4 protein-coding genes are annotated in these 19,140 nt (G+C 65.8%); all 4 read right to left on the bottom strand.

The window, feature by feature from the left end:
• Nucleotides 1–7 precede the first annotated feature (7 nt).
• Nucleotides 8–5,836, bottom strand: coding sequence for an amino acid adenylation domain-containing protein (locus ACFWB0_RS17635; protein WP_378491764.1), 5,829 nt, complete (start codon nt 5,834–5,836; stop codon nt 8–10).
• Between the two features lie 173 nt (nt 5,837–6,009).
• Entirely contained in the window at nt 6,010–8,559 is a 2,550-nt protein-coding gene (locus ACFWB0_RS17630) for an amino acid adenylation domain-containing protein (RefSeq protein WP_378491787.1), read from the bottom strand.
• Between the two features lie 223 nt (nt 8,560–8,782).
• Entirely contained in the window at nt 8,783–16,291 is a 7,509-nt protein-coding gene (locus ACFWB0_RS17625; protein WP_378491763.1) for an amino acid adenylation domain-containing protein, read from the bottom strand.
• Between the two features lie 206 nt (nt 16,292–16,497).
• A partial coding sequence (locus tag ACFWB0_RS17620) for a condensation domain-containing protein (protein ID WP_378491762.1) occupies nt 16,498–19,140 on the bottom strand: 2,643 nt, incomplete at its 5' end.

The following is a 19,140-nucleotide window of genomic DNA, read 5'->3' as shown; positions in this document are numbered from 1 at the left end:
TTACCGGTCAGGCGCGCCCCGCCAGCCAACGGCCGAGGACCGAGCCGACATGGGCCGCGGCATCGCGCGACAGCATCCGCCAGTGGGTCTCCTGGACCACCTCGGCGGCGACCACTCCACTCACATGGCGGTGCCAGGCGTCGGCAGTGGACGCGCTGCGGTCCTCACCCGCGACGAAGATCAGCAGATCACCGTCGAAGCGTCCCGGCCGGTGCGAGGCCAGCAGGCGGTACGAGTGACGCACCCCGTCGAACATGCGCTCGATACGATCGGGGGGAAGATCGCCCAGCGGCGCGGGCAGAGACTCGGTCAGATCGATCGCAGCCTCTGGTGTGAGTGCCGTGATCGGTGTTTCCGGAACGTCGGCACCGCTGCCGAACATGTCGGCGAGTGTCGGCACAGCACTCGTACCCGCATCGCTGTCGATGTCGGCGTCGGCCGGGTACGTGTCCAGCATTGCCAGGGTCGAGACCTGTTCGCCCTGACGCTGCAACGCGACCGCGACCGAATGGGCCAGCACACCGCCCATCGACCAGCCCACCAGGTGATACGGGCCGCGCGGTGCGATCTCGCGGATCGTCCGGACGTACATGTCGGCCCAGGCTTCGATATCGGCGGGCAGGTCGGTGCCTTCCTGCAGGGCAGGCGACTGCAGCCCGTAGACGGGGCGATTGTCGCCCAGATGGCGAGCAAGACCTGCGAAGCTCCAGGAAAGGCCGGTCACCGGGTGCAAACAGAACACCGGTGCACCTGTGCCTCCGGTCTTCAACGGAAGTACGGCGTCGAAAGGACCCGTGGCGTCGGCGCGGCCGTCGAGTACTTCGGCGTCGATTCGGACAGCCAGTTCCGCCACGGTCGACTGCAGGAACAGCCACTGCAACGGCACCTCGGTGAACAGGTAGTCCCGCAGGCGGGCGGCCACCTTCACCGCGCTGAGCGACGTGCCCCCGATCTCGAAGAAGTCGTCGTCGAGGCCCACTTTCCCCGACACATCGAGCACGTCTGCGAAGGCAGCCGCGACGACGTTCTCGGTCGAGGTGCGCGGTGCTCGGTACGGTCGGGGCGTCACCTCAGGTTCCGGCAGAGCCTTTCTGTCGACCTTGCCATTGATATTCAGCGGCACCGCGTCGAGGGTCACGAAGCCCTGCGGAATCATGTAGGAGGGCAGCATCCGAGCGAGTTCCGAACGCATCGCAGGAACATCGAGATGGTCACCGGCAGGGACCACGAACGCGACGATACGGTCCCCCGACTGCACCGAGGCCACTGCCTCACGTACCTGGGGCAACGTGCGCAACGCAACCTCGATCTCACCGAGTTCGATGCGGAATCCGCGGACCTTGACCTGTGAATCCGCGCGATCGAGGTATTCGAGAGTGCCGGACCCGGTGTCGTGGTCCGGTCGCCACCGCACGATGTCGCCCGTTCGGTACAGCCGGGCCCCCGGGTCGCCGAACGGGTTCGCGACGAAACGCTCTGTCGTCAGGCCGGGTCGCCCCAGATAGCCGCGCGCAAGCTGAGTACCGGCGAGGTACAGCTCACCCGGCACGCCCGGCGGCACCGGGTGGAGCCGTTCGTCGAGGACGAACACCTGTGTGTTCGACACCGGGTCGCCGATCGGTACGGAGCCGGATAAAGTGTCGACGACCTCGTGAGCGGTCACCGACACGGCGGCTTCCGTCGGGCCGTAGAGGTTGACCAATCCGGTGTCGGAGTGCGCCAGCGTCCGTTCGGCAGTGTCGACGGGCAGCGCCTCGCCGATCGCCAGGACTTGACGCAGCGTGTCGGGCAGTTCGCCGCCTGCGTCGTCGAGCAGTGCATCGAGCATCGACGGAACGACGTGCAGGGTGGTGACGTGTTCGCGTCGGATCAGGTCGTTGAGATACGCCGGGTCGCGGTGTCCGTCGGGTGCCGCGATCACGAGCCTCGCGCCCGCGGTCAGCGCGGACCAGAATTCCCACACCGACAGGTCGAATGTCGCCGCGGTCTTGAGGAGCACCGCATCGGACGCGGTGAGTGCGAAGTGTTCACGCTTCCAGACGAGCTGATTGACGATCGCACCGTGCGACACCATGACGCCCTTGGGGCGGCCTGTCGAGCCGGAGGTGAAGATGACGTATGCGGCGTTGTCGGAGCGCAGGGGTGCGAGTCGCTCGGAGTTGCGGATCTGTCTGCCGTCGTAGGTGTCGAGATCGAGGGAATCCAGCTCGAGAACGAAGGCGTCGTCAGGTAGATCGATCCGGTCCTGCGAGGTGGTGAGCACACCGGCGGGGGACGCCGTGTCGAGGATGTATCCGATTCTTTCGGCCGGGTGCTCGGGGTCGAGCGGCAGGTAGGCGCCACCCGCCTCGGCTACCGCGTACATCGCGACGACCAGATCCGTCGAGCGGCGCATGGCGAGTGCCACGACCGTCTCAGGGCCCACACCGCGTTCGATGAGGAGCCGAGCCAACCGGTTCACACGCGTCGCGAAGTCCCGGTAGGTGATGGTGTCGGCCCCGTCCACCAGCGCCACGGCGTCCGGTGTCGCGCGTACCTGATCATCGAACAGGTCGGCCAGGGTCCGGCCGGGTCCGGCGGCGCGCTGCTCGGCTTCCCACGCATGCAGCATGGCTTCGAGTTCCCGCGGATCATGCAGGTCGACATCGCCGACAGGGACCGATGCATCGCCGACCACTTCATCGAGGATGCGCACGTACCGGGCGAGCATCCGTTCCACCGACGGCCGGTCGAACAGTTCTGTGGCGAAGCCGAACTCGATGCCGAATCCGTCCCGTCCACCACCGGCGCCGTGGTCGACGATCGTGATGTGGAGGTCGAACCGCACCGACGTCGAGGCGGCGTCGAGCGGCTCGACCTTCAGCCCGGGCAGGTCCAGGGAGTCGACGGTGAAGTTCTGGTACGAGAATCCGATCTGGAACACGGGATGTTGTGCGGGTGACCGTACCGGGTCGAGAACCTCGACGAGCCGCTCGAAGGGGACATCGGCGTTGTCGAACGCTGCGAGGTCCACCTTTCGTACCTGTTCGAGCAGGTCGACGAACGTGTCCCCCAGTTCGACCGGCGTGCGGAGGGCAAGCATGTTGACGAACATCCCGACGACGTCGTCGAGTTCGGGTGCGGATCGTCCGGCGACCGGGGTGCCGACCACCACGTCGGTGGTGTCGGACAGTCGCGCCAGGAGCACCGCGAGGGCGGCGTGCATGACCATGAACGGAGTGGCACCACTGCCACGTGCGAGTTCGGAGATCCGCCGGTACATCTCGGGGTCGAGTTCAGCGCGCACCCGGTCGCCTGCAGATCCGAGGATTGCGGAACGTGGGTGGTCGGTGCAGAGCTCGAGGCTTCCGGGGATTCCTTCGAGGGTCTCGGTCCAGAAGGCGAGCTGCCGACCCGCGAGAGAACGCGGGTCCTCGTCGGATCCCAGGAGCTCGCGCTGCCAGAGTGTGTAGTCGGCGTACTGGACGGGCATCGGGACCCAATCGGGTCGAGCACCTCCACTGCGCGCGGTGTATGCGGATACGAGGTCGCGCACGAGCGGGGCGAGCGACGATCCGTCACCGGCGATGTGATGCATCACCAGAGCGAGAATGTGTTCACTCGGACCGGTCGCGAGAATGTATGCGCGCACGGGGACCTGCGTCGTGACGTCGAACGCTTCACCCGTGAGCTCAGCGAGTCGCTGCGGAAGGTCCTCTGCCTGCACGGTTTCGACGGCCACATCGAATTCGACGGCGGCAGGCTCGAGGATTCTCTGTTCACCGACGCCGTCGATTTCGGGGTAGACCGTACGCAGGGTCTCGTGCCTCCCGACGATATCGGCGAGCGCGGTGCGCATCGCGTCCACATCGAGATGGCCCGTGAGCCGCACCGCGAGCGGAATGTTGTAGAGCGAAGACTGCGGTTCCAGGCGGTTGAGGAACCACATGCGTTGCTGAGCGTAGGACAGCGGCAGGTGATCGGGCCTGGTCCGAGGCGCAAGGAGCGCGGGTCCGGTCGACGGCGCAGCGTCCACATGTGCCGCCAGGGCCGCCACCGTCGGCTCGTCGAACAATGCCGCCGCCGTGACCGTGACACCGAGTTCGGATCGGAGGCGACCGACCACCCTTGTTGCGAGCAGGGAGTTTCCGCCGAGGTCGAAGAAATCGTCACCCCGACCGACCCGCTCGACACCGAGCACATCCGCGAACACCGCCGCCACCGCGATCTCCGTCGCCGACTCCGGTGCCCGGAACTCGGTGACCACCGGCCCCGGATCGGGAAGCGCCGAGCGGTCGAGCTTTCCGGACGGCGTCAGCGGGAGGCGGTCGAGGGGGATGATCGCCGAGGGAACCATGTAGGCAGGCAGACTGGCTGCCGCCGTGCCGGTGAGTTCTCGGATATCGAGTTGCGTGTCGGCCCCGTACACATACGACACCAACTGCGTCTCACCGGCCGCAGTCGAACGCCCCACCGTCACCGCAAAATCCACACCCCCACACGACGACAACACCGCATCGATCTCACCCAACTCGATACGAAAACCACGCACCTTCACCTGAAAATCGTTGCGCCCCACATACACGATCCCCGACCGAGCATCACGCGGACCCCGCACCACATCCCCGGTCCGATACATCCGCACACCACCCGGCGCCGCCACAAACCGCGACGCCGTCAACCCCGCACGACCGTGATACCCCCGAGCCACCCCAGGACCCGACAGATACAACTCACCCGCCACACCCACCGGAACCACATGCAACCGCGAATCCAACACATACCCAACAGAATTACGAATCGGAGCACCGATCGTCACCTGCTCACCCGGCACCAACGGATCCGACATCGTAATCACGATCGTCGTCTCCGTCGGACCGTACACATTGAAAAACCGACGACCAGGCGCCCACCGCGCCACCAGATCCGGCGGACACGCCTCCCCACCCACCGCCACACACCCGAGCACATCCAACCCCGACGGATCCACCGACGCCAACGCAGCCGGCGTCACAAACGCATGAGTAACCCCATGACGCACAACAAGATCCGCAAACTCCACACCGCCATACACCGACGTCGGCGCCACCACCATCGTCGACGACGCCCCCACCGCCAACAACAACTCCATCATCGACGCATCGAAACTCGGCGACGCAAAATGCAACGTCCGCGACGCCGCACTCAACCCGTACCGCTCCACCTGCTCAGCACAGAAATTCGCCAAACCCGAATGCGTCACCACCACACCCTTGGGCCTACCCGTCGACCCCGACGTATAGATCACATACGCCGCATGCTCGACCCGCAACGTCCGAACCCGCTCATCGAACATGACGGGGGTAGACGGCAGTGCGGCGAGCGCGGCCTCGGTCGCCGGTATATCGACGAGGATGACGTCGGCATCGGTCGCTATTGTCTTCGCGTGCGCCGACAGAGTCAGGACGAGACCGCAGCTGGAGTCGGCAAGCATGTACTCGATGCGGTCGGCCGGGTAGTTCGGGTCGACGGGAACGATTGCGGCACCCGTCTTCGCGACGGCCCAGGTCGCGAGCACCGACTCGAGCGAGCGGGTCATGAGGATGGCCACGCGATCCTCCGGCCCCACACCGCGGCCGACCAGCAACCGCGCAAGCGCGGAGGAACGGGCATCGAGCTCGCGATAGACGAGGGCCCCGTCATCGGACACGATCGCCGGAGCGTCGGGGTCGCGTTCGACAGCAGCGGTCAGCAAGTGCGGGAGCAGCGGAACCGGAGCATGTCGCCGCGTTCGTCTGATACGACCGTTTCGACGGCTGACGTCACGGCCCGCGTTGCTCGAATCGACATCCCCGGACTCGATGACCTTCACCGTCATACCACTCCCCGTTCTGCACCGGGGCGGAATGCGTTCGTGGGCAGCGCGTTCGGCGATACACACGGGTCGAGTGCTGTTACGTGAACGAGGCCCCCGACAAACCGGGTCACGTGCACCGACCATTGCGAGTCTTACACGAGAACACTGCCTCTTCCACTCGAATGGCGTCTGGCCTATTCGACATCCACTGAAAGAGTGAACAATTCGGACATTTCGTTGACCGTGATCCATGCCTCCACGAGGGGCCCGATCACCCTACACGCATCGGTTCCCGTCAGCTCCCAGTGGGATGCCTCGACCTCGTAACGATGCACCTCGCCCGCCACGAACGCGGACCAGTCGAGAAGGGAATGATCCGCTCCCGGTGCGGATCCCCGAGCTGCCACGAAGAGCAGATCCCCCGAGAAACAACCCGGCCGATGCTCCGCGAGAACGTCGAACGACCGCCCGATCCCTTCGAGGAAGTCGGCCGTCGTCGGAACCCCGTCGACACCCGCGTCCAATTCGCGTGTGATATCTGCCACCACATCATCCCCGCGGAGTAGGCCTGGCCCTACACCGCCCTGCAATGCTGCGAGGGCGACCTGCTCGACGTCGACGGGCGCCTCCAACGGCACGGGAACCTGCGTATCGAGCAGAATCAACGAGGCCACCGCGTCGCCGCTCCGCTGCAACTGCACGGCCATCTCGTGGGCGATCACGCCGCCCATCGACCACCCGGCGAGATGGACAGATCCATGCGGCTGCAGGCGACGAACCTCGGACACGTAGAGCCGGGCCCATTCCTCGATCGATTCGGGCATTGCGCCGGTACCGGACAATGCGGGCGATTGGAGTCCGTAGACGGGTCTGCCCTCCGGCACATACTTCGCCAATTCCGCGAAGCTCCATGCGAGGCCGACCACGGGGTGCACGAAGAAGACCGCTTCGAGGCCCGGATCGCCGGCACGGAGCGAAATGACCATGTCGAATGCGCCACCCGAGGCGGGTTCGTCGGCCTCTGCCAGTGATTCGATGCGGGCAGCCAACTCCTCCACCGACCCCACCTCGAACACCACCGACACCGGCACCCGCACACCCACCACCGACGACAACCGCGCCACCAACCGCGTCGCGCCCAACGAATTCCCCCCCAAATCCACAAACGAATCATCCAAACCGACCCGCTCCACCCCCAACACCGACGCCACCACCGACGCCACCGACACCTCCACCACAGACCGCGGCGCCCGAAACTCCCGCACCGCGAACACCGGCTCCGGCAACGCCCCCCGATCCACCTTCCCCACCGGAGTCAACGGCACCTCATCGAGCACCACCACCAACGCCGGCACCATATACCCCGGCAACACCCCCGACACCTGCTCACGCACCACACCCGACCCGAGCACCACACCCGACTCCGGCACCACATACGACACCAACGCCGACTCCCCCGACGCCAACACCGACCCCACCGTCACCGCAAAACCCACCCCCGGCAACGACGCCAACACCGCATCGACCTCACCCAACTCGATACGAAAACCCCGCACCTTCACCTGAAAATCGCTACGCCCCACATACTCCAACACCCCACCCACACCACGACGAACCACATCCCCCGTCCGATACATCCGCCCACCCGACACCGAAAACGGATCCGCCACAAAACGAGACGACGTCAACCCCACCCGACCGTGATACCCCCGCGCCACCTGCGCCCCCGCCACATACAACTCCCCCACCACACCATCAGCCACCGGACGCAAACGCTCATCCAGCACAAAACACCCCACCCCCGCAATCGCCGACCCGATCGACACCACCGAACCCGGCACCAACTCCGCCGAACTCGTCGCCAAAATCGTCGTCTCCGTCGGACCATACGCATTGAAAAAACGTCGCACACCCGGAACAGACCACCGCCGCACCAACTCCGGCGTAAACGACTCCCCCGCCACCACCACCGACACCAACGAATCCAACCCCACCGGATCCATCGACCCCAACGCCCCCGGCGTCATGAACACATGCGACACCCGCTCCGCCGCAATCAACTCCGCCAACTCCACACCACCACCGACACCCGCCGGAGCCACCACCACCGACGCCCCCGCCGAAAACCCCACCAACAACTCCAACAACGACACATCGAAACTCGGCGAACACACATGCAACACCCGCGACGACGCATCCACCCCGAAATGCTCACGCTCAGCCGAAATCAACGACGCCACACCAGCATGCGACACCACCACACCCTTAGGCCGCCCCGTCGACCCCGACGTATAAATCATCCACGCCGCATCCGCCAACTCCACCGACCGCACCCGATCCACATACGACACCGGACGCGACGACAACCCCCCCACCTCAGAAACCAACCCCACATGATCGAACACCACCACCGGCACCGCAGACGGACACGACACAGACACCACATCGACCACCGACGACACCGTCACCACCAACACAGCACCCGAATCAGCCACCATGAACTGCACACGCTCAACCGGATACCCCGGATCCACCGGCACAAAAGTCGCCCCCGACTTCACCACCGCCCACAACACCACCACCGACTCCCACGAACGCGGCACCGCCACCACCACCGCATCCCCAGGACCCACCCCCCGAGAAATCAACCACCGAGCCCACCGCGACGAACACTCATCAAGCTCCCGATACGACCACGACCGACCCCCCGCCACCACCGCCACCGCATCACCACACGACTCCACCGCAGACACCAACAACTGCGGCAACACCACACCACGACCACGCCCACCACGACGCTCACCACGCGCAGCACGTTCGACCCGAGGAGTCCGACCGCCATGTCGCGCTTCTGCCGTCTCGATCTGCTCAACCGAACGCGCCCCCCGGGCAGCACTTACCACGAATCGACTCCTTCCGGACGAGCAACCCCGACGTTGCTCGACCGCAAGCCAAGTTACCGTTCGGTCACTTCACTCGCACTACCCACGGATCAGCCGGAGCGACAGTTTTGCCTGCCAGAGGACCCGAAACAACGCCATCTTCCCGGGCGTGGCGGTCGGTGACGATCACAGCCGCGAGGTCCTCGGAGTCGGACAGAGACGACACGTCGACGGAGGGCACGAACACGTGGCTGACCCACTCGTCGAGTGCCAACGCGCCGAGATCATCGTCTCGACCAGGAACAACGACCACCGCACCGGCAACGGCCGCGGCCAATACCGCGAACACCGTCCATCGATCGACCTCCGATCTGTGCGGGAGGACGCGCGAATCGTAGGTCAGGGCCAGTTCCTCCTGCCCCCGACGCAACGCGGCAACCACCTCACCATGGCTGAGATGCACATCACCGAAGCGCAACGCCCGGTCACCGGGACCGAGCACCTCGGGACGATCTGTGTAGCCGAGTGATCGTCCGGACAGCCCGGCCACCGCCGCAGCGACCACCGGATCATCGATCGAGATCCACGTCGACTCGGCAGCAGTTGCCGTCTCCGTGAGCTCTCCAGCCCTCTCGGCCGTGGACAGCCCCCAGCGCGCGGGCGTCTGCCGGCCGACGGATACCGCGGCCCCCGACTTCGCCACCGCCCACAATGCGACCACCAGATCCACACCGACCGGAAGGTCCACGGTCACGACATCGCCCGGCACCGCGCCGAGGGAGATCAGATATCTCGCCCACTGCGAGGAGCGCGCTTCGATCTCCGCGAAGCTCGATTCCGTATCGCCGAAGACGACGGCGGGAGCGTCCGGATCCGATTCGACGGCAACCTGGAGTTCCTGCGCGATGGTGCGGTCCACGCTCGTCTGCGTCGCAGGCAATATTGCCGGTGCCGCAGTGATGCTGACGGAACGCTCACGTTCCGTGCGGATATCGATGTCACCGACCACCGATGCGGCGTCGGCCGCAACCGCATCGAGAATCGTCACGAATCTGCCTGCGAAGGTGTCGATGGTGCCCGCATCGAACAGGTCGGTCGCGTAGGTGACAGCGATTGCGAGCCCTCCGGTCGCACCGTCGGCCCCTTCCCGCGGCTCCACAGTGACCTGCAGGTCGAACTTCGCTGCCAGCTCTCCACCGTCGAGGGCTTCGACGATCAGACCTGGAAGTTCGAGTCGCGCCGGTTCGATGTTCTGGAACGACAACACCGTCTGAAACACGGGATGTCGCGCTGCCGATCGTGCTGCGACGACCTCGTCGACGATCCGCTCGAACGGCACATCGGCGTTCGCGAACGCCTCGAGATCCGTAGCACGGGCAACATCGAGGACCGAATCGAAGGAGGCGCCGGGGTCGATGTCGGTGCGCAATGCAAGTGTGTTGACGAACATGCCGACGACATCATCGAGCGCGCGTGCGCCACGTCCGGCCACGGGCGTGCCGACGACGATGTCGCGTGAGCTGCTCAGCCGCGACAACAACACAGCAAGCGCCGAGTGCACCACCATGAACAATGTGGACCGGTGTGCCGCCGCGAGTTCGTCGAGGCGGCGGCGGGTTGCTGCACTCACCTCGGTGATGTGCGTGGCACCGCGCAGGCTGGGTGTCGCGGGCCTCGGCCGATCGGTGGGCACGTCGAGCAGGTCGGGGACCTCCGCGAGACGCTCACGCCAGTACGCAAGCTGAAGGCCTGCCGGCGACTGCGGGTCGTCGGCGTCGCCGAACACTTCCTGCTGCCACAGTGCAAAGTCTGCGTACTGGACCTCGAGGTCGTCGGCGGCGGGAGCCACCCCTGAGAGCCGCGCCACGTAGGCCGACATCAGATCGCGGGCGAGCGGCGGCAAAGACGCGCCGTCGGCCGAGATGTGATGGACCACGAGCGCAAGGACGTGGTCGTCGGACGCAACACTCACAAGACGCCCGCGGACCGGAACCTCCGTGGCAACGTCGAATCCCTGGGAGACCACCTCGACGACCGCTGCGAATGCGTCCGTGTCGGATGCGACGCTCACCGTCGTGAGGGCATCCACTGCGTCGGCTTCCAGGATCTTCTGGTGGGGGCCCTGCTCGTCCTGCGGATAGACCGTGCGCAGCGACTCGTGTCGTTCGACGATGTCGCGAACCGCAGCAGCCAACGCTGCGGTGTCGAGGTCTCCGCGCAATCGGATGGCGAGTGGAATGTTGTAGGTCGCCGATCCCGGGTCGAGCTGGTTCAGCACCCACATGCGCTGCTGCGCCAGTGACAACGGAATCCGGTCCGGCCGTGGTCCGCGCACCAGTTCGGGGAGGGCCCTGCCGCCGCGACCGGAATCGGCTCGCGCCGCAAGACCTGCGACAGTGGGTTCCTCGAACAATTCACGGATCGCGAGGGTGGCGCCCAGCGCCTCGTTGATCCGTGCGATCACTCGTGTCGCGATGAGTGAGTTGCCGCCGAGGTCGAAGAACGAATCGTCCGCGCCGACCTTCTCGACGTCGAGTACCTGTGCCAGGATCTGCGCCACCACGCGTTCGGACTCCGTCACCGGTTCCCGGTAGTCGTCGCCGACGGCGTCGATTCGCGGAGCCGGCAGAGCGGATCGGTCGAGTTTTCCGTTGACGGTCAGGGGCAGCGCGTCGAGCACGGTCACGATGTCGGGCACCATATATCCGGTCAGGAACTCCGACACACGGGTACGTACCTCTGCCGCAACCACGGTCTCACCGGCGCGCGGCACGACGTAGCCGACGAGACGCTCACCGAGACCGTCATCTCGAACCAGAGCGACGGCATGCGCAACTCCTGGTGCCTGCAGCAGCGCCGCCTCGATCTCGCCGAGTTCGATGCGGAATCCGCGCAGTTGCACCTGCGAGTCACTGCGACCGGCATATTCGAGGATGCCGTCGGAGTTCCAGCGGGCGATGTCGCCGGTGCGGTAGAGCCTGGCGCCACCGAACGGATCCGCGACGAACCGCACTGCCGTCAGATCGGGACGACCGAGGTATCCGCGCGACAACTGGTCGCCGGAGACGTAGACCTCCCCGGGGACGCCCGTCGGCACCGGCTGCAGCCGCCGGTCGAGCACCCGCACCGTGAGTCCGGGCAGGGATCGTCCGATCGCACTCGCCGCTCCGGCCTGCGCATGAGCGGGTTCGATCGGGTGGAACGACACGTGCACGGTCGTCTCGGTGATGCCGTACATGTTGATCATGCGGGGCGAGACGGGATGCCGGTCGAACCAGCCCTCGAGTCGTCCCGGATCGAGCGCCTCGCCGCCGAACACCACGTACCGCAATGTCGACGGCGCAGCCTCTATCTCACTCGCGGCGAGGACGCGGTCGGCCTCGTCGAACTGGTAGAACGCCGACGGCGTCTGATTGAGGACCGTCACGCCTTCGGTGCGCACCAGAGCGGCGAACAGTTCCGGCGACCGCGACGTCGGGTAGTCGACGACGACGAGCCGGCCGCCGTGGAGCAGCGGGCCCCACAGTTCCCACACCGAGAAATCGAATGCGTACGAGTGGAACAGAGTCCACACGTCATCCGATCCGAAACCGAACAGTGGTTCTGCGTTCTCGAAGAGCGTGAGCACGTTGCGATGGGTGATACCGACGCCTTTGGGACGGCCCGTGGAACCCGAGGTGTAGATGACGTAGGCGAGATCATCGGGACTCAGTGGTGAGAGACGGTCCGCGTCCGTGAGCGGACCCGGCGCGACCGACTCCGCGACCTCGTCCGCGCCGTCGATATGCACGACGTCGATTCCACTGTCCCACAGCACCTTCGCATCACCGTCCCGCCCGATCGCGTCGGAGGTGACGATCACGCGGGGGCGGGCATCATCGAGCATGTACCGGATGCGATCCTGCGGGTAGGTCGGATCGACCGGCAGGTAGGCCCCGCCCGACTCGATCACAGCCAGAAGCGCGACGACGAGATCGATCGAGCGCGGCAACGCCACCGCCACGAGAGACCCCGGACCGACGCCCGCGGCGACGAGACGACGCGCCATCCGGTTGGCCCGGATCGAAAGTTCGGCATAGTCGACGGTGGTGCCGTCGAAGCTGATCGCCGGCGAAGTTCGGTGACCGAGCACGGATTCGGCCAGGCGATCGGCCAGCGTGACCGGAGGCCGTGCCGCAGACCCGGCGCCGAGCGAACTCCAGTCGGTCAGGATCCGGTCGCGTTCGCGTTCTTCGAGTAGCGGCAGATCCGCGATGGAGGTCCGCTCGTCGGAGACCACCGCACCGAGGATCCGCTCGAACCTGCGCGCGAGGCTTTCCACTGTAGTGTCGTCGAACAGCTCTGTTGCGTAGTTGAATTCGACGGCGAACCCACCGGGTGCGCCATCCGGGCCGGTAATGTCGGCGACGGTGACCTGGAGGTCGAATTTTGCTGTCGCCACGTCGAATTCGACACCCGCGATACTCAGTCCGGCCAGCTCGAGGTTCGACACGTCCATGTTCTGGAACGTCAGCATCACCTGGAAAAGCGGGTGACGGGCTTGCGAGCGCGGCGGGTCGAGCACCTCCACGAGGCGCTCGAACGGGATGTCCGCGTGCACGAATGCATCCAGATCCGCAACACGCACCCGTCCCAGCACGTCTTCGAACGACTCCCCACCGTCGATCTCGGTGCGCAGCACGAGCGTGTTGACGAACATGCCGATCACGTCGTCCAGGGCGGCCTCGCCGCGTCCGGCAACGGGCGTGCCGATCGCGATGTCCTCGGTACCGCTCATCCTCGCGAGCAACACAGCAAGTGCGGCATGAACGACCATGAATTCCGTTGCGCCACTGCGACGTGCGAGATCAGCAATACCTGCACGCAGGTCGCGGTCGAGATCGACACGCAGCGATGCACCGCGGTTGCTCGCCACTGCGGGTCGCGGGCGATCGACGGGAAGCGGGAGCTCTTCCGGCAGGTCGGCGAGGGTCCGGCTCCAGAACTCCACCTGCTTCGACATCAGTGAGTCGGGATCGGATTCGTCGCCGAGCACTTCCCGCTGCCACAGGGTGTAGTCCGCGTACTGCACTTCCAGCGGAGTCCACGACGGCTCGTTCCCCGAGAAATGTGCGTCGTATGCAGTGATCACGTCGCGCACCAGTGGCCCGATCGAGTACCCGTCGGCGGAGATGTGATGCACGACCACAACCAGCACGTGCTCGCGCTCCGACACCTCGAGCAGACGCACCCGGAGTGGAACGTCACGAGTGACATCGAATCCGGTGGTCACGATCTCCGCGATACGATCGGGTACCTCGTCTGCGGACAGCGGGTCGGACGCCACGTCGAGTCGGGCCTCCGATGCCGGATGAACCTGCTGGTAGCCGGTACCGTCAATCTCCGGATATACGGTTCTCAGCGATTCGTGCCGGGCGACGACGTCGTTGATCGCTGCGCGCAATGCGGCATGATCCAGCTTTCCGGAGAGCCTGATGGCCATCGGAATGTTGTCGACGAACGACTCCGGCTGCAGGCGGTTGAGGAACCACATGCGCTGCTGCGCCAACGACAACGGCACGCGATCCGGACGCTCCCGCGCTTCCAGCGGCACCGAATTGTCGCCGGCCGCCAGTGATTCGATGCGGGCAGCCAACTCCTCCACCGACCCCACCTCGAACACCACCGACACCGGCACCCGCACACCCACCACCGACGACAACCGCGCCACCAACCGCGTCGCGCCCAACGAATTCCCCCCCAAATCCACAAACGAATCATCCAAACCGACCCGCTCCACCCCCAACACCGACGCCACCACCGACGCCACCGACACCTCCACCACAGACCGCGGCGCCCGAAACTCCCGCACCGCGAACACCGGCTCCGGCAACGCCCCCCGATCCACCTTCCCCACCGGAGTCAACGGCACCTCATCGAGCACCACCACCAACGCCGGCACCATATACCCCGGCAACACCCCCGACACCTGCTCACGCACCACACCCGACTCGAGCACCACACCCGACTCCGGCACCACATACGACACCAACGCCGACTCCCCCGACGCCAACACCGACCCCACCGTCACCGCAAAACCCACCCCCGGCAACGACGCCAACACCGCATCGACCTCACCCAACTCGATACGAAAACCCCGCACCTTCACCTGAAAATCGCTACGCCCCACATACTCCAACACCCCACCCACACCACGACGAACCACATCCCCCGTCCGATACATCCGCCCACCCGACACCGAAAACGGATCCGCCACAAAACGAGACGACGTCAACCCCACCCGACCGTGATACCCCCGCGCCACCTGCGCCCCCGCCACATACAACTCCCCCACCACACCATCAGCCACCGGACGCAAACGCTCATCCAGCACAAAACACCCCACCCCCGCAATCGCCGACCCGATCGACACCACCGAACCCGGCACCAACTCCGCCGAACTCGTCGCCAAAATCGTCGTCTCCGTCGGACCATACGCATTGAAAAAACGTCGCACACCCGGAACAGACCACCGCCGCACCAACTCCGGCGTAAACGACTCCCCCGCCACCACCACCGACACCAACGAATCCAACCCCACCGGATCCATCGACCCCAACGCCCCCGGCGTCATGAACACATGCGACACCCGCTCCGCCGCAATCAACTCCGCCAACTCCACACCACCACCGACACCCGCCGGAGCCACCACCACCGACGCCCCCGCCGAAAACCCCACCAACAACTCCAACAACGACACATCGAAACTCGGCGAACACACATGCAACACCCGCGACGACGCATCCACCCCGAAATGCTCACGCTCAGCCGAAATCAACGACGCCACACCAGCATGCGACACCACCACACCCTTAGGCCGCCCCGTCGACCCCGACGTATAAATCATCCACGCCGCATCCGCCAACTCCACCGACCGCACCCGATCCACATACGACACCGGACGCGACGACAACCCCCCCACCTCAGAAACCAACCCCACATCATCGAACACCACCACCGGCACCGCAGACGGACACGACACAGACACCACATCGACCACCGACGACACCGTCACCACCAACACAGCACCCGAATCAGCCACCATGAACTGCACACGCTCAACCGGATACCCCGGATCCACCGGCACAAAAGTCGCCCCCGACTTCACCACCGCCCACAACACCACCACCGACTCCCACGAACGCGGCACCGCCACCACCACCGCATCCCCAGGACCCACCCCCCGAGAAATCAACCACCGAGCCCACCGCGACGAACACTCATCAAGCTCCCGATACGACCACGACCGACCCCCCGCCACCACCGCCACCGCATCACCACACGACTCCACCGCAGACACCAACAACTGCGGCAACACCACACCACGACCACGCCCACCACGACGCTCACCACGCGCAGCACGTTCGACCCGAGGAGCCCGAGGGGCACGCGCCTGGCGGGGTGCACGCCCGCCGCTGCGATCGGCATTGCGGCTGCGGGTGCCTTCCGCCGGACGCTCGGCGCTCGATTCGGGTACTGTCTGCTGCGGGTCGTTCGACTGCGTGGCATTATCCGGAGTAACCCCATCCGAGCCGCCGTCGTGTCGTGAACGCATGTAAAAGCCCACACCCTTCGCTTTCGGTACCTCTGAGCTCGCCTGATCCGAACCGAGCCAGCATAGTCATCCGGATCGGCGAGCATTCCTTACCCGTTAGTAACCTCTTGGTTGATCTCTCCGGGCAGCTTCGACGTTACCGTCGAGCGCACTGGCGTCCGGCCGATGGACGACCGTGGGGCCGCCTCTCGGCGGCCCCACGGGTATCAGTGCTGGTCAGTAGCGATGTGCACGTGATGTGCACTCCGCCACTGTGCGAGAACTCCCGCGGGAGCTTCGTCGAGCACCACCACCACCGCGAGGTCCTCGAGGCCTGGTTCCAGGGTCTCCAAGGACGACGCAGGCAGATGCGCGTGCGTGACCCATTCGTTGTAGAGGACGCCGTCGAGGTCTTCACCACCCACGATGCCCTCGGGTACCAGGACGACGACGGCCCCGGCGGCGGTGACGAGCAGCTGTTCGAGCGCCAGTGCCTCCGCACCCGCGCCGTCGATCCCTGCGCGCGCGACCGCGACGCTCCGGGACTCGTAGGTCATCGAGTACCGATCTCGGAGGGTGCCGAGCAGGTCGACCAGTTCTTCGTTCGACAGTGTCCGCGAATCGAGAACCACCGCCGGGTCCGAAGGCTCGACCGGACGCACACGATCGGCATAGGTGACGGGGTCCGACGGCATTGCTGCGACGTCCTGCGCAACGCCCTCGCCATCGACCACGAGCCATTCTCCGACGGGCTCGCCGTCCGTAACGGAGGCGATGGTCAAGCCCAGCACCGCACCCGACTGCAGGGCAGTGGTCCACCGCTGCGGATCGACCACTGTCAGGGCAGCGCCGGTCTTCGCGACCGCCCACTGCGCAACCACCGAGTGCACCGACCTCGGCATCGCGATCGACACGACGTCGCCGGTGCCGAGACCGCGCGCGATGAGCACACGTGCAAGCTGCGACGACCGCTCGTCGAGTTCCCGATACGAGAACTCTCTTCCTTCCTCGCCGGTACCGGCGTCCGCCGGTACGGCCAGAGCCGGCGCGGACGGATCCTCCTCGATGACCTCACCGAGGACGGTGGCCAGCGTGCGCGCCGCCGACACGACGACCGGAGCCGCCGGCCCCGACTCCTCGACGATGCGCGCCGCCTCGTCGGCACCGAGCAGGTCGATGTCTCCCACCGGCGAATCCGGGTCGGCAACGAACGCGTCGAGCACCCGAACGAACTGTTCGGAGACCCGCGAGATGGCGGCTTCGTCGAAGAAGCGCTCGAGGTACTTGAACGTGAAGTCGATCGCGGTGTCCGCCACGGTGAGCAACGTGATCGGGTAGTGCGTCGCATCCTTGACGCCCACACCGGTGATGGTCATCCCGTCGATCGAGCCTGCCGCGTCGGACAGCGCTTCGCGGTCGATCGGATACGACTCGAACACCAACAGTGAATCGAATCCGATCGGGGTGCCCGTGCGCTCCTCGATGTCGGACAAACCGACGTAATGGTGATCGAGCAGTCCGGCCTGCTCCGCCTGCAGACGGGTGAGCAGGGCCTCGACCGACTCGTCGGGGTCGGCGTTCACTCGCACCGGCAGGGTGTTGATGAACAGACCCACCATCGACTCGACACCGGGCAGGTCGGCGGGACGCCCCGAGACCGTCGCACCGAACACCACGTCGTCCCGTCCGGTCAGCCTGCCGGCAAGAACCGCCCATGCCGCCTGAACGAACGTGTTGACCGTGACGCCGAGTTGCCCCGCAAGTGAGGTCAACTGCGCGGTGCGTTCGGTGTCGTACAGCACCGACACCTTCGCGATCGTGTCGTTGTCCGCGTCGCGGACGACCGGCGCCAGGATCGTCGGATCCTCCAGCCCGCGCAACATGTCGGCCCACGCGTCGAGGGAGTCGTCCCGATTCTGCTCTGCCAACCACGACAGGAAGTTCCGGTACGACCGGACACGCGGCAGCAGCGACTGGTCCCCACGCAACACGTACAGCGCCATCAGGTCCTGCATGAGCAACGGCATCGACCAGCCGTCGAGCAGGATGTGGTGGCTCGTGACCGCGAGGTGGTACCGGTCGTCGGCTTCCTTGACGAGCAGGAACCGCATCAGCGGAGCGGTGTCCATGTCGAACCGGCGTGCCTGCTCGGCTGCGAGAACCTCCGCCAGTTCCGCCTCGCGGCGGTCTGCCGGTACAGCCCCGAGATCGACCTGCTTCCAAGGCAGTTCGACCTCGTCGAGCACCAACTGGACCGAGTCGCCCTCGTCGTCGGTGACGAACGCGGTGCGCAGGTTCGGGTACCGGTCGAGCAGCGCCTGACCGGCGCCGCGCAGACGCTCGGCATCGACAGCACCTTCGAGATCCAGCACGGCCTGCATCGTGTACACATCGACGTGACTCTCGTCGGTCATCGAGGCATGGAACAGCAGACCGGACTGCAGCGGCGAGAGCGGCCACACGTCGCCGAGTGCCGGGTACCGGTGCTCCCAATGTTCGATCTCGGCCTGATCGAGGTCGACAAGCGGCAGATCCGACGGGGTGAGGCCACCCGCATCCGGCCCCGTCGCGTACTGCGCGAGCGCGCTCAGCGCCGCAATCCAGTGCTGTGAGAGTTCGTCGACGTCGTCACGGTCGAGCAGGCCCACCGGGAACGCGATGTTCGCGCCCAGCTGAGGACCGTCCGGGCCGTCGCTGACCACGGCGTTGATGTCGACTGCCGCGTTCGCGGGCATGTCGGCGTCCTGGGTCACGTCGAGCTTGCCGAGGGCGTCCGTCGGTGCCCACCCGATCGCCGCCAACTCCTCCGGCACATCCGCAGCAGACACCCGCCCCAGATAGTTGAAACTGATCTGCGGCGACTTCACCAC

Origin of the sequence: Rhodococcus sp. NPDC060086 (assembly GCF_042730275.1) — a bacterium.
Classification (GTDB): domain Bacteria; phylum Actinomycetota; class Actinomycetes; order Mycobacteriales; family Mycobacteriaceae; genus Rhodococcus.
The sequence above is the reverse complement of the archived record's forward strand: the minus strand, read 5'-3'. Positions and strand labels throughout refer to the sequence as shown.